The 14,223-nt window shown below is 58.7% G+C and carries 8 protein-coding genes; all 8 read right to left on the bottom strand.

Annotated elements, in window-relative coordinates; translation table 11 throughout:
* Position 1 precedes the first annotated feature (1 nt).
* The 8 genes from ACA046_RS27970 to ACA046_RS27935 all read right to left on the bottom strand — a co-directional run bounded on the left by ACA046_RS27970 (position 2) and on the right by ACA046_RS27935 (position 14,119).
* On the bottom strand, positions 2-913 hold the full coding sequence (locus tag ACA046_RS27970; RefSeq protein ID WP_076016508.1) for an ABC transporter permease subunit: 912 nt from the start codon (positions 911-913) through the stop codon (positions 2-4).
* Between the two features lie 10 nt (positions 914-923).
* Complete coding sequence (locus ACA046_RS27965; protein ID WP_003215992.1) at positions 924-1,934, bottom strand: ABC transporter permease subunit; 1,011 nt, start codon at positions 1,932-1,934, stop codon at positions 924-926.
* 74 nt (positions 1,935-2,008) lie between these two features.
* Positions 2,009-3,607, bottom strand: coding sequence for an ABC transporter substrate-binding protein (locus tag ACA046_RS27960; protein WP_497675362.1), 1,599 nt, complete (start codon positions 3,605-3,607; stop codon positions 2,009-2,011).
* Positions 3,608-3,688: 81 nt separating this feature from the next.
* Positions 3,689-5,086, bottom strand: coding sequence for an OprD family porin (locus tag ACA046_RS27955; protein WP_258348115.1), 1,398 nt, complete (start codon positions 5,084-5,086; stop codon positions 3,689-3,691).
* A gap of 171 nt (positions 5,087-5,257) precedes the next feature.
* Positions 5,258-6,802: an ABC transporter substrate-binding protein gene (locus ACA046_RS27950; RefSeq protein ID WP_371916644.1), complete on the bottom strand. Its 1,545-nt coding sequence runs from the start codon at positions 6,800-6,802 to the stop codon at positions 5,258-5,260.
* Between the two features lie 363 nt (positions 6,803-7,165).
* Positions 7,166-8,794, bottom strand: a complete 1,629-nt coding sequence (locus ACA046_RS27945) for an ABC transporter substrate-binding protein (RefSeq protein WP_076016512.1) — start codon at positions 8,792-8,794, stop codon at positions 7,166-7,168.
* A gap of 258 nt (positions 8,795-9,052) precedes the next feature.
* Positions 9,053-10,654: an ABC transporter substrate-binding protein gene (locus ACA046_RS27940; RefSeq protein ID WP_459023825.1), complete on the bottom strand. Its 1,602-nt coding sequence runs from the start codon at positions 10,652-10,654 to the stop codon at positions 9,053-9,055.
* A 117-nt stretch (positions 10,655-10,771) separates the two neighbouring features.
* Positions 10,772-14,119 (bottom strand): dermonecrotic toxin domain-containing protein, encoded by a 3,348-nt coding sequence (locus ACA046_RS27935; protein ID WP_497675361.1) that lies wholly within the window; start codon positions 14,117-14,119, stop codon positions 10,772-10,774.
* Positions 14,120-14,223: the final 104 nt, after the last annotated feature.

The raw sequence follows: 14,223 nt of genomic DNA, 5'->3' as shown, positions 1-14,223 counted from the left end.
CTCAGGCGGCGTTCTTGAGTTTCGGGTCCAGCGCATCGCGCAGGCCGTCGCCCATCAGGTTGATTGCCAGCACGCTGAGCAAAATGGTCAAGCCAGGCAGGCTCACTACCCACCAGGCGCGTTCGATGTAGTCGCGGGCCGAAGCCAGCATGGTGCCCCACTCCGGGGTTGGCGGTTGTACGCCAAGGCCCAGGAAGCCAAGGGCTGCGGCATCGAGAATTGCCGAGGAGAAACTCAGGGTGGCCTGAACGATCAACGGTGCCATGCAGTTAGGCAGCACGGTGACGAACATCAGGCGCGGCAGGCCGGCGCCGGCGAGGCGGGCGGCGGTCACGTAGTCACGGTTCAGTTCGCCCATCACCGCAGCACGGGTCAGGCGGACATAGGACGGCAACGACACGATCGCGATGGCGATCACGGTGTTGATCAGGCCAGGGCCGAGGATCGCGACAATGGCCACAGCCAGCAGCAGCGATGGCAGGGCCAGCATGATGTCCATCAGACGCATGATGGTTGGGCCAAGCATGCGCGGGAAGAAACCGGCGAACAGACCCAGCAGGATCCCCGGGATCAGCGACATCACCACCGACGACAAGCCGATCAGCAAGGACAGGCGCGAACCCTGGATCAGGCGCGACAGCAGGTCACGGCCCAGTTCGTCGGTGCCCAGCAGGAACTGGATCTGCCCACCTTCCAGCCAGGCCGGAGGGGTCAGCAGGAAGTCACGGTATTGCTCGCTCGGGTTGTGCGGGGCCACCCAAGGGGCGAACAGCGCGCAAAACACTACCAGCAACATGAACAGCAGGCCGGCAACGGCGCCTTTGTTCTTGGAGAAGGCTTGCCAGAATTCTTTGTACGGGGACGGGTACAGCAGGCTTTGATCGACTGCTACCGCGGGAGTAGGTGTGGTCATGGTCATGATCTCAGCGCTGGTGACGGATGCGTGGGTTGGCGAAGCCGTAGAGGATGTCCACCACGAAGTTCACCAGAATCACCAGGCAGGCGATTAACAGGATGCCGTTTTGCACCACGGGATAGTCCCGTGCGCCAATGGCTTCAATCAGCCATTTGCCGATGCCGGGCCACGAGAAGATGGTTTCGGTCAGGACCGCACCCGCCAGCAGCGTGCCGACTTGCAGGCCGACCACGGTGAGTACCGGGATCAACGCGTTACGCAGGCCGTGGACGAACACCACGCGTGCCGGCGACAGGCCTTTGGCCTTGGCGGTGCGGATGTAGTCTTCACGCAATACTTCGAGCATCGACGAACGGGTCATCCGGGCGATAACGGCCAGCGGGATGGTGCCGAGCACGATGGCCGGCAGGATCAGGTGGTGCAACGCATCCCAGAACGCGTCCGGCTCGTCAGCCAGCAGGGTGTCGATCAGCATGAAGCCGGTGCGCGGCTCGATGTCGTAGAGCAGGTCGATCCGTCCCGACACGGGCGTCCAGCCCAGGCTCACGGAGAAGAACATGATCAGGATCAGGCCCCACCAGAAGATCGGCATCGAATATCCCGCCAGGGAGATGCCCATCACCCCATGGTCGAACAGGGATCCTCGTTTCAAGGCCGCGATCACCCCGGCTAACAGCCCCAGGATGCCGGCGAACAACAGGGCGGCCATGGACAGTTCCAGGGTCGCGGGGAAAAGTGCGGTGAATTCAGTCCACACGCTGGTACGGGTACGCAGGGATTCGCCAAGGTCGCCGTGGGCGAGCTTGCCGACATAGTCGAGATATTGCGCATACAGCGGTTTGTTCAGACCAAGGCGTTCCATTGCCTGAGCGTGCATCTCGGGGTCGACTCGTCGTTCGCCCATCATGACTTCGACGGGGTCGCCTGGGATCATGCGAATCAACGCGAACGTCAGCAAGGTGATGCCGAAAAACGTGGGGATCAATAACCCCAATCGGCGGGCAATAAAACTAAACATCTTGTTGTGTACCTCAATCAGCCGGTTAGGCAGGTTCGGCACCGTCAATGTCGACGGTGCCGAGCGTTTCTTATCTACTTCACCTGGGTGGTGGCGAAGTTATTTGTAGTCAGAGGGCTTTGGGTAAAGCCTTCGACGTTTTTACGCATGGCGGTGAACATTTTCGGGTAAGCCATGGGAATCCATGGTTGGTCCTTTTCGAAAACGTCCAGTGCTTGTTCATAGAGTGCAGCGCGCTGGGTGGGTTCAGCGATAGCGCGTGCCTTGTCGATCAAGTCTTGAAACTCTTTGTTACACCAGCGGGCGTAGTTTTCGCCGTTTTTCGCTGCATCGCAACTCAAGTTCGGGGTGAGGAAGTTATCCGGGTCCCCGTTATCCCCCGCCCAGCCGGCGGAGACCATGTCATGTTCGCCATTCTTGGCGCGTTTGAGCATTTCGCCCCATTCCATGACCTTGATGTTCACTTTTAGGCCGATTTGCGCCAGGTCCGCCTGCATGCGCTGGGCGCCGAGCATTGGGTTGGGGTTGGTCGGGCCGCCGCCGTTACGGGTGAACAGGGTGAACTCGGTGCCTTCCGGCACGCCGGCTTCCTTGAGCAGGGCGCGAGCCTTGTCCAGATCACGCGGCGGGTTTTTCAACTTGTCGCTGAAACCCAGCAGGGTTGGCGGGTACGGGCCGGTGGCATCGATGGAGTTGCCTTTGCCGTACAGGGATTCGTTGTAGCCTTTCTTGTCGAACGCGATGTTGATCGCGTGACGCACCCGAGCGTCGCTCATGTACTTGTGGGTGGTGTTCATGGCGGTGTAGCTGGTGGTCATGGCCGCCAGTTCCGCGACTTTCAGGTTTGGATCAGCCTTGGCATTCGGCACGTCATCGGGCTTGGGATACAGCGCGATCTGGCATTCGTTGGCCTTGAGCTTTTGCAGGCGCACGTTGCTGTCGGTGGTGATGGCCAGGATCAACGGGTCAGCCGGCGGCTTGCCACGGAAGTAGTCCGGGTTGGCCTTGAAGCGCACTTGGGCGTCTTTGGCGTAGCGCGAGAAGATGAACGGGCCGGTGCCGATGGGCTTGGCGTTCAGGTCATCGGTCTTGCCGGACTTGAGCAACTGGTCGGCGTATTCGGCGGAGTGAATCGAGGAAAACGCCATGGCCAGGTCGGCCAGGAACGGTGCTTCAGGGCGGGTCAGGGTGAAGACCACGGTGTGGTCATCGGTCTTCGTTACGCTCTTGAGCAGTTCCTTGAAGCCCATGCTTTCGAAGTACGGGTAGCCCACGTTGGACTTGTTGTGCCACGGGTGATTCGGGTCCAGCTGGCGCTGGAAACTCCAGAGCACGTCGTCGGCGTTCATGTTGCGCGTGGGTTTGAAGTAGTCGGTGGTGTGGAACTTGATGTCGTCACGCAGGTGAAAGGTGTAGGTCAGGCCATCGGCGCTGATTTCCGGCAGGTCCTTGGCGAGCGCCGGGATCACGTCGGTGGTGCCGGGCTTGAAGTCCACCAGGCGGTTGAACATGGTTTCAGCGGCGGCGTCAGCGGTGACGGCCGTGGTGTACAAGACCGGATCGAAACCTTCCGGGCTGGCTTCGGTGCAGACGACCAACGGTTTGGCCGAGATGCCGACAGCGACGCTCAACAGCGCAGCGGCAATGGCAGCTTGTAGCGGGAGCATTTTCATCTAAGAGCCCTCTGCAATCGATTGGACCAGACAAGCGTAAGCGGCGGGCTCGTCCTGAGCCCGCCGCTTACCTGGCGCTGATTAAAGAATGTTGAACGGGATGGTGGTCACCAGGCGGAACTCACGCAGGTTGCCGTCAGCCTGGTTGGCGCTGGCACGGTGAGTCACGTAGGTACCGCGAATGGTGGTGGCCTTGAGTGCGCCGCTCTGGATCGCGTAAGCCGCGCCTACACCGTATTCCTGGTGCTTCTCGCCGTCCTGGGCCTGAATGCCGTTGTAGGCAAAGCCAGCCCGGCCGCCGTCGCCGGTGTAGTGAGTACCGTCGATACCCCAGCCGCGAGCCGAGTAGATGTTGAACTTCAGGCCCGGCACGCCGTATTCGGCCATATTGATGCCGTAGGCGATCTGGAAGGACTTCTCGTTCGGACCGTTAAAGTCGGACGTCAGGGAGTTGGCCAGGTAGATGCCGTTGGTTTCGTGCAGGTAGTCGAAGTACTCGTCGCCGTTCACGGCCTGGTACGAGAAGGTCAGGCTGTGAGCCTGGTGGGTCAGGCCGAACGACAGCGAGTAGGTGTCGTTGTCGATCTTGCCCATCAACTTTTTGCCTTCGTCGACGGTTTTGTAGTAGTTCAGGCCGGTGGTCAGGGACAGGGTCTGGCTGTCACCCAGCTCGTGGGTAGCACCGAAGTAGTACTGGTTCCAGAAGTCTTCCACGTTGGCGGCGAACAGGCTGGTCTTCAGGCTCTTGAACGGCTGGTAGTTGACGCCCAGGGTGTTGACCTTGTCGGTTTCCTGGCGACCGTTGCCGTATTCGGTACGGAATTTCGACAGGCTCTGCTCGGTCCGTGGCGAAACGCGGTCAAACACGCCGCCCTGGAACGACAGGTTGCTGAATTCTTCGCTGTTGAAGCTCACACCTTCGAAGCTCGAAGGCAGGGCACGGTTGCCGATGGTGTCGACGATGCCGCTGCTGAAGTTCTGGCGACCGGCGGTCAAGGTGGTGTTCGAGACACGGAACTTGACGTTGGCCAGGCCCAGTTTGCTCCACTGGTCTACAGCGTCGCCGTCGGAGTCAGCCAGGGTACGGTTCGAGCCGCCCTTGATGTCGCGCTTGCTGCGGTCCAGGACCACAGCGTTGTAGACCGCCACTTCAGTGCTCACGCCAACGGTGCCTTGGGTGAAACCCGAGGTAGCGTTGAGGATGGTGCCTTGCACCCAGTTGGTACGGTAGTTGTCAGTACGGGCTTCGCCGTGCTTCTGGTAAGTGAACTTGCTGCCACGGAAGCGTTGTTCGTTGGAGAACCAGTTGCGGGTTGTACCGCCCAGGCTTGCTCCATCGATAAAGCCTTTGGCCTCGCTTTGGGCGCTGGTGCCGGCCAGTGTGGTGGGAACGAAGTCCTGGCTTGCAGGTTCAGCGTAGGCGGTAGCCGTGATGCTGCTGATGGCCAGGGCCAGTAGCGCGGTGCTGCTCAGTTTCATGGGTGAAGCTCCTTTGGTTCTCTTTTTAATGCCGGTCTTTTTAGGTGAACCGGCTATTGGGTGTGTAACTCTTTCAAGCCTTTGCAAACGTTTGCCCAAGGGTAAAACCCGAAATATGGCTGCACGTTTGCAGCAGGGTGAACTCTCACCCTGCGCAATCCGGTTATTTTTTTATGGGGTAATGCTGACGCCCGAGAACACGTTGCGGCCGAAGGGGCTCACTTTAAAACCTTCGACTTTGGCGCTTAACGGCTGGTTGACCGTCGAATGGGCGACTGGCGTGATCGGCACCTGCTGCTTGAGCAGTTGCTGCGCCTGTTTGTACAGAACAGTCCTTTGTTCGCGGTCGGTCACGACCTTGGCTTGCTTGATCAGCTTGTCGTACGCCGGGTCACACCACATGGAGTAGTTGTTCCCGCCGATGGCGTCGCAGCTGTAGAGAGTGCCCAGCCAGTTGTCCGGGTCACCGTTGTCGCCGGTCCAGCCGATCAGGCTGATATCGTGCTCGCCATTCTTGGTGCGCTTGATGTACTCGCCCCATTCATAGCTGACGATCTTGACCTTGAGACCAATCTTGGCCCAATCGCTTTGCAGCATTTCGGCCATCAGCTTGGCGTTGGGGTTGTACGGCCGTTGCACCGGCATCGCCCACAGGGTGATCTCGGTACCTTCCTTCACGCCGGCAGCCTTGAGCAGTTCCTTGGCTTTTTCCGGGTTGTAGGCGGCGTCCTTGATGGTGTCGTCGTAAGACCACTGGGTCGGTGGCATGGCGTTGACCGCCAGTTGCCCCGCGCCTTGGTAAACGGCGTTGAGAATGCTCTGCTTGTTCACCGCCATGTCCAGGGCCTGACGCACTTCGAGCTGGTCGAAAGGCTTGTGCCGCACGTTATAGGCGATGTAGCCGAGGTTGAAGCCTGGCTTGGTCAGCAGTTGCAGCTTCGGGTCGGCCTTCAGCGCTTCGACGTCGGCCGGGCGCGGGTGCAGCGTGATCTGGCATTCACCGGCCTTGAGTTTTTGCACCCGCACAGACGCGTCGGTGTTGATCGCAAAAATCAGCTGGTCGAGCTTCACGCGGCTCGGGTCCCAGTACTGTTTGTTGCCGGTGTAGCGAATCTGCGAGTCTTTCTGGTAACGCTGGAACACGAACGGGCCGGTGCCGATCGGCTTCTGATTGATGTCGCTGGGCTTGCCGATCTTGAGCAAATGGTCGGCGTATTCAGCCGACAGGATCGAGGCGAAGCTCATGGCGATGTTCTGGATAAACGCGGCGTCGACCGTGTTCAAGGTCATCACCACGGTGTGCGGGCCGGTTTTCTCGACCTTCGCGATATTCTTGTTCAGGCTCATCCCGTTGAAGTACGGGAACTCGGTGGGGTAGGCCTTGCGGAACGGGTGTTCGGGGTCAAGCATGCGATTGAAGGTGAATAGCACGTCGTCGGCGTTGAAATCACGCGTCGGCTTGAAGTCCTTGTTGCTGTGGAATTTCACCCCTTCACGCAGGTGGAAGGTGTAGGTCAGGCCGTCTTCGGAAATATCCCAGCTGGTTGCCAGCCCTGGTACGACATTGGTCGCGCCTTTTTCGAACTCGGCCAGGCGGTTGTAGAGAGGCTCGGCGGCGTCGTTGTCGGTGGCCGTCGTGTATTGCGCGGTGTCGAAGCCAGCCGGGCTGCCTTCGGAGCAAAACACCAGGCTCTTTTTATCGGCAGCCTGGCCCATCGAGGCCACAGCCAACAGGCTGGTGCCGAATATCGCGGATAGAACGGTGGTATGGCGCATGACAATCCCGATCCTTGTTTGTTGTTTTCGTCAGTGAGCAATCGCCCGGTCATTCATGACCTGGCGACATCACTGATCCCACAACGGCAATTGCCCTACAGAGACGATGCTCCTGCCGTGCCACGACGTTAGGGGTCGGGAGCCGGGCAGTAAATACAACGAATCTGACAGACCTTGTAGGTAACGGAGCCGCGATTCGCAGTTAACAGCCGTAAGACGGCGGCGCGTGCGGATGTGGTCTATTTCCTACGGTCTTGGCAGATGCAATAACGGCGACGTTATAAACGTCGCCGTCAGAGCCTCTTACTTGCCGCTTACGCTCACGCCGTAGAAGGAGTTCAAGCCAAATGGGCTGATCTTGAAGTCCTGCACGTTGTTGCGCATGGGTTGATACACCGTCGAGTGCGCGATAGGTGTCATCGGGACTGCATCTTTGAGGATATGTTGCGCCTGCTTGTACAGCTCGGTGCGTTTGGCTACGTCGGAAGTCGCCTTGGCTTCTTTCACGATGCCGTCGAATTTCTTGTCGCACCACTTGGAGAAGTTGTTGCCGGCCAGGGAATCACAGCCGAACAGCACGTTCAACCAGTTGTCCGGGTCACCATTGTCGCCGCTCCAGCCAATGATCATGGCCTGGTTCTCGCCGCCTTTGGAACGCTTGATGTACTCGCCCCACTCGTAGCTGACGATGTTCACTTTCAGGCCGATCTGTTTCCAGTCGTTCTGCAGCATCTCAGCCATCAGCTTGGCGTTCGGGTTGTACGGACGCTGGACCGGCATCGCCCACAGGGTGATCTCGGTGCCTTCCTTGACGCCGGCTTCCTTGAGCAAAGCCTTGGCTTTGGTCACGTCAAACGGCGCATCCTTGATGGTGGTGTCGTAGGACCACTGGGTTGGCGGCATGGCGTTGACGGCCAGTTGACCCGCGCCCTGGTAAACCGAATCAATGATCTGCTGCTTGTTCACCGACATGTCCAGGGCTTCACGCACCCGGATGTCCGACAGCGGGTTAGGCGCGGTCTGGCCCTTGAGGACCGGCATTACGTTGTAGGCGATGTAGCCCAGGTTGAAACCGGCCTGGTGCGGCAGTTTCAGGTCCTTGTCTTCACCCAGCGCCTTGAGGTCGGCCGGACGCGGGAACAGGGTCACCTGGCATTCGTTTTTCTTCAGCTTCTGGATACGCACCGACGGGTCAGTGGTGATGGCGAAGATCAAGTTGTCGATCTTCACGTCTTCAGGCTTCCAGTAATCCTTGTTGCCGGTGTAGCGGATGTTGGAGTCTTTCTGGTAGCTCTTGAACACGAACGGACCAGTGCCGATTGGCTTCTGGTTGATGTCCTGAGGCTTGCCTTCCTTCAACAGTTGGGCGGCGTATTCGGCCGACTGGATGGAGGCGAAGCTCATGGCCAGGTTCTGGATGAAAGCGGCGTCCACGGTGCCAAGGGTGAACTTGACGGTGTGGGCATCGACTTTCTCGATGTTCTTGATGTTGGTGTCCATACCCATGTCCGTGAAGTACGGGAACTCGGTTGGGTAGGCTTTACGGAACGGATCATCTTTGTTGATCATCCGGTTGAAAGTGAACAGTACGTCGTCAGCCGAAAATTCACGAGTTGGCTTGAAGTACGGGGTGGTGTGGAACTTGACGCCTTCACGAAGGTGGAAGGTGTACGTCAGGCCATCCGGGGAAACGTCCCAGGTCGTGGCCAGCCCAGGAACAACAGCGGTGCCGCCGCGCTCAAACTGGGTCAGACGGTTGAACATGGTTTCGGCCGAAGCATCGAAGTCTGTTCCGGTGGTGTACTGGCCTGGGTCAAAACCGGCCGGGCTCCCTTCGGAGCAGAACACCAAGTTGCTCGCCGCTTGGGCGAAAGGTGCAGCAGCCATTAAACCGGCGCTGACTAATAACGGAATGACTGCGTGTTTAAGCATGTTGGCCTCATGATTTGTTGTCATTTTTGGTAGTGAGGGCGACCTCGTGAGTCGACCTGCGGATACTTATGCAGGGCCCATACCCAATGCAAGATGTTGAGAGCCTACAACGGCTAAACAGTGGTACGAACGTACACGAATGTCGCATATGTGTAAGTTCGGGCACATTTACGCATTTTTGAAGGGTTTTTTCGGTGCGAGGCGCGCACCAGGAATGCCCAACCGAGGCGTCTGGCGCACTCGGTTGGGGCGTTGCTGTTACTTATTCAGACTGACGCCATAGAACGGTGTGAGTCCAAATGGGCTGATCTTGAAGTCCTGCACCTCCTTTCGAAGGGGCTGGAAAACCGTCGAGTTTGCAATAGGTGTTATAGGCACTTGTTCTTTAAGGATTTTTTGTGCCTCTTGATACCACTTGATACGCTGCTCGCGGTCGCTGCTGACCTTGGCCTGCTGCACCAGTTTGTCGTACGCCGGGTTACACCATTTTGCGTAGTTGCTGCCCTTCACCGCGGCACAACTATAGAGCACGCCGAGCCAGTTATCGGGGTCGCCGTTGTCGCCGGTCCAGCCATAAATCATCACATCGTGCTCGCCGGCTTTCGCGCGTTTGATGTACTCGCCCCACTCATAGCTGACGATATTGGCCTTGATGCCGATTTTTTCCCAATCCTGCTGGATCATCTGCGCCGACATTCGAGCGTTGGGATTCGACGCGCGTTGAACCGTCATTGCCCACAGGTTGAGGGTGGTACCTGGTGCAACCCCTGCTTCTTTTAGTAGCGCCCGGGCCTTGGCCGGATCGTAGGGCGCGTCCTTGATCGTCGGATCATAAGACCACTGCGCCGGAGGCAGTGCGTTCTGCGCCAATTGTCCGGCGCTCTGGTATACGGCCTTGATGATTGCCGGCTTGTCGATGGCCATGTCCAGGGCCTGGCGCACCTTGAGCTGGTCCAGTGGCGGGTGGGTCACGTTGTAGGCGAGAAATCCCAGGTTGAAGCCGGCTTGCTGGAGCACCCGCAGGTTGGGGTCCTGCTTCATCACTTCGATGTCGGAAGGGCGCGGGTAACCGCTGACCTGGCACTCGCCGGCCTTGAGTTTTTGCAGGCGCACGGCGGCGTCCGGGGTGATCGAGAACACCAGGTTGTCGAGCTTCACATCCTCGGGCTTCCAATACTGTTTATTGGCGCTGTAGCGAATCTGCGAATCCTTCTGGTACCGCTTGAACACAAATGGCCCGGTGCCTACCGGCTTCTGATTGATGTCGGCGGCCTTGCCTTCCTTGAGCAACTGCGCGGCGTACTCGGCAGATTGCACCGAGGCGAAGCTCATGGCCAGGTTTTGCACGAAGGAGGCGTCGACGTTGTTCAGGTTGAAGCGCACGGTGCGCTCGTCGAGTTTTTCGACGCTCTTGATCGTGGTGTTCAAGCCCATGTCGGTAAAGTACGGTGACTCGGACGGGTAGGCCTTACGGAAAGGGCTCTCGGGGTCAAGCAGGCGCTGGAAGGTGAACACAACGTCGTCGGCGTTGAAGTCGCGGGTCGGGGTGAAGTAGTCGGTGGTGTGGAACTTGACGCCATCGCGCAGGTGGAAGGTGTAGGTCAGGCCGTCTTTGGACACGTCCCAACGAGTCGCCAGGCCGGGTTCGACTTCGGTGCCGCCGCGCTTGAACTGGGTCAGGCGGTTGAACACGGTTTCGGCGGAGGCATCAAAATCGGTGCCGCTGGTGTACTGGCTGGGGTCGAAACCGGCGGGGCTGGCTTCGGAGCAGTAGACCAGGGTGCTGGCCGCCTGGGCCATCGGCATAAACGCCAGCAGGCCGGCGGCGAGGAGCAGCGGTTTAAAGGTGATTCTTTCCATGGAGTCCCCTGAAGTGGCGGGCCTGTAAATACGGCCCAAACGAAAACGGCGGTCCCCGAGGTTACCGCCGTTTGTGTTACCCAGGTAGAGATAAGCGCCTGCGTCGCGGCGATCGCCTTAAAACACCTGTGCGCCGCCATAAGTGGTGGACTGTATCCATCGCGGGTCCATGGGATCGCCCCAGACGCGCCGAGGCGGCGTACCGCCATCTGCGATCAGGATTTGCCGGCCCTCGTCGCTCCATTCCTGCATGCGTTGTGCGAATTGGCCTTGGTACTCATTGGCCCGACAAGTGATACCGGCCCATGGGTCCACTATCCACGCATCAGCCCACTCGGGCTCGGCAAATCCAGAGGTCAAGAGGTTAGGGCGACTTGCTGGGCCGCCGACCACGCTGAAGGTGTGTCCCGGCACTTGTGCAATGCGGGCAAAGCCGCCACTGGCGTTAACGGTATCGGTGGCGACCCTGGCCATCTGGTCGCAATTGCCGGCACCCGTTTTCAGGATGACCTCCGAGTAGTTGGGCGCACCGGTTCGAGTGTATAGCCAGGCCACTATTTCATTGGCCACGTCGTTGCGCAGACTGTTACCGGCATCGGCCAGGGTTTTCTGGTTGGCCGACCGTATACCGGTTGTCTGGAATTGTTCCTCCACTGTTCTCTTGCCCCAACGGGCGTAGACCTTGTTTTGCTCACTGGCCGTGAGCTGCCCGAAGTAACCAGGCTTTTGAACGGGTTCCAGTTTTATGGTCTTGGCGGCCACCTCTACCTTCTTGTCCCAGGCATAGACCGCCAGTAGAACTTCACGTTTCTTTTCATCGGACAGTCCGGCCAGGACTCGGTCCAGTTGAGTGGCTTGATCGGGCGTGAAGTTGTATTCAAGGCTCAGTTTTTTTGCCAGAGAGTCCAGAGAGGGCAGTATCACCAGATCGTTATTGTGAGTTTTTCCGGAAATGTCGCGGTAGAGGTCCTTGTACTCGTCATGCAGTCTGATGATGTCCCGGCTGGCCGGATCGGTGTTTGCAGCGATGCGTTGAAAGTTGAGCGCAGGGTTCGAACCGTCGTATTCGGCCGCGTAGTAAATACCGGTATCGCCCTCGACCACCACATAATCTATTCCTCCGTAGGGTATTTTTATGCCCCTCAGGACTCGCTGGTCATGACTGAGATCACTGATCTCGTCCAGCTTTACTACCACGGTTTCCTGGTTGAGCGCCCGTGGTTGACCGATATCTTCATAGCCGAAATCCGGCTCACTGAGCACCACCCCGCTGGTTTGGTTGCGGTAGGTAACCGGCGCGTGCCCGGGTACCGACACCAGCTCCTGGCTGGGTGTGTCGCTCACTCGATACAGCCTGTGCTCATGCACCACGGTCCTCGCACCGTCAGGCGCCGGGGCGCCCGGCAATAGACGCCGATGTTCGAGTGCCTGGGTGTCTTGAGAGACCGCGTCATCTGCGGGCATGACCATTTTTGTGTAGCACAAGCTGTCAAGGTCGCGCTTGACGCGGCGTCCAACCGGCGCACAAACGGCTTCAAAATCCTCCAGCGGCTCGGAACGCTCGGTGGGCCCCAGCTTGGTCAGCGCTTCGGGTTGGGCGGGGTCGTAGCGGTAAACGTCATCCCCGATCACCACATCGGTATGGTTTGTGCGCTTGATCAGGTGCGTCTGGTCTGCGGACAAACCCTCAGGTACCAGCACACTTGCCCCGGCAGCCCCCGGCCGGACTTCGCGCTTGAGGGCGATGCTGGTGGAGGACTCAAGGGCTTTCGATGTCCTCTCTATCCCTTTCTCCACCAGTGAAGTAGCGCCCGAAGCCACGGTCGGCAGCGCATTGAGCACCCCGAACACAATATGGTCGGCCCCGCCTTTCTTGCCGTGCTTGACATCATCGATGCCGATACCGGCCTCCGCTACGCCGGAGGCGACGTAGAACACCTCCAGGGCCACGGCGACTTCGGGCATCACCAGTGCCAGTGGCGTCATCAGCATCGCGACCTTGGTGGCGGTTTCCAGGCCTTTGAGGATGTTGGCTTTGGTCACGTCGCTGTCGGTGACGATTTGGGTCTCGGCATCCTTGTACGAGCGATCTTTCTGGCGGGCAGTGATGGCCTCGAATGGGTCCTGGGTGAGGGGCCTGGTGGTGATGAAAGTCTGCGGGTTGAACTCATTCATGCGCTCCAACATGCTGGCATCCGGCGCGACTTTGCGGTGCCAGCCACCCAGCCCGGTCAATGTCTGGTTCACGCCGTCGGAGAACGTCCGGTCGGCCTGGTCACGCAGCGTGAAATGGGTTGAAAGGGCTTCGCGCTTGGCGGGGGCGGCAGCTTGCTCAGCCAGCCAGTTTTTCATCTGGGCCTGGCTGTCAAAGCGATGAATAGGCGACGAGTTGCCGGGAATATACAAAAGCGTAGGGCTGATGATCTTGCCGTCATCGGTGACCTTGGGTTTTTTGTCGGTGATGTATAGCAAGTCCGAAGATTGAAAACCGTTGATGCTGAGCAAACCCACTTCCAGGCCGGGGACCTGGGCGGCAGAGGCTTTCAGGTCCTCGACGCCGAGGTTCGACCAGTCTTTATCGGTGGTTAAGTTCGCTGCGCGTAGCGCCAGTTCCTTGTCGCTTGAGCTCAGGCTGCCGGTCTTTTCCTGGAGCATGATGGCGCCAACGAAGGAGGCCTTGGTCAATGCCGTGTATTTGCTTTCGTGGCTGGGCCAGAACTTATCCAGGAACGTTTTATACGGCGCGGCGCGTTCGGTGTTCCACACTATGTCCCTGAATTGCTGCGGGGTCTTTTTGATCCGCATCGACTCGTTGTATTGCTGGCGCTGGCCGGGCGGGGAGGCGCGGTAGATAAACTCATAGGTCGGCTGGGAGTTGACGGCAGCGTCAATGGCAAGCCCTGCCTGGCCCAGCTGCGAGAACGTCAGTAGCCGTTCCAGCCAGGTATGCAGCGTCGTGCGTATTTTTTCCTCAGGCGTCTGGTGTTCATCGGTGTTGTTTTTTTTCTGCACATCTTGCAGGGCCGCCTGGGTCAAGGTTATCCGGTTCAGTACCTTTGCATTGCGGGGAGGCGTTCCCCGTGTAGGGTCGTAGTTGAAGGTGGTAATAAACGTGTTGTCCGGATCAACGTCTTCGCCCCACTTTTTCTTGATTTCGGCCTTGATAAGGTTGGCGGTACTTTCCAGTGGCGTCTCAAACCCTGTCGTTGCACTGCGAATGTAGTTTTCGACTGTCCTGTTGTACGGCAATCCCGGGATCAACACGTCGTGAGTGTGACGGCGGGGGCGTGATACGGGAGTGTCCGTGGCCCGATCAGCTGCCTTTACGGGCTGCCCTGGCGAATATGTCTGCCGTGAAGTATCCGTACCTTGGTGGGGTTTTTCCTGCTCTTCGGTAATACCTGCCGAGGAGGGGGTATCAAGGAAGAACCTGTTGTTTGCGGCGATGGAACCTATGGTGGTCATATGACAAATCCCTGATGTGCACGGTGTGCAGGAATGATGTGATGTCCGCCATAGGTGGTTCAGCGTGTAGGCGTGTTCCGTTCTTTGATGAGGAAGATGTAGTT

The organism is Pseudomonas sp. LBUM1641, assembly GCF_059716235.1.
This window is presented reverse-complemented; position numbering and strand designations above follow the sequence as displayed.

What these genes read in the sequence shown, in the direction of transcription:
- ACA046_RS27970 (WP_076016508.1), bottom strand. Translation starts at nt 913, where the DNA reads ATGACCACACCTACTCCCGCGGTAGCAGTCGATCAAAGCCTGCTGTAC.
- ACA046_RS27955 (WP_258348115.1), bottom strand. Translation starts at nt 5,086, where the DNA reads ATGAAACTGAGCAGCACCGCGCTACTGGCCCTGGCCATCAGCAGCATC.
- ACA046_RS27960 (WP_497675362.1), bottom strand. Translation starts at nt 3,607, where the DNA reads ATGAAAATGCTCCCGCTACAAGCTGCCATTGCCGCTGCGCTGTTGAGC.
- ACA046_RS27940 (WP_459023825.1), bottom strand. Translation starts at nt 10,654, where the DNA reads ATGGAAAGAATCACCTTTAAACCGCTGCTCCTCGCCGCCGGCCTGCTG.
- ACA046_RS27945 (WP_076016512.1), bottom strand. Translation starts at nt 8,794, where the DNA reads ATGCTTAAACACGCAGTCATTCCGTTATTAGTCAGCGCCGGTTTAATG.
- ACA046_RS27935 (WP_497675361.1), bottom strand. Translation starts at nt 14,119, where the DNA reads ATGACCACCATAGGTTCCATCGCCGCAAACAACAGGTTCTTCCTTGAT.
- ACA046_RS27950 (WP_371916644.1), bottom strand. Translation starts at nt 6,802, where the DNA reads ATGGGCCAGGCTGCCGATAAAAAGAGCCTGGTGTTTTGCTCCGAAGGC.
- ACA046_RS27965 (WP_003215992.1), bottom strand. Translation starts at nt 1,934, where the DNA reads ATGTTTAGTTTTATTGCCCGCCGATTGGGGTTATTGATCCCCACGTTT.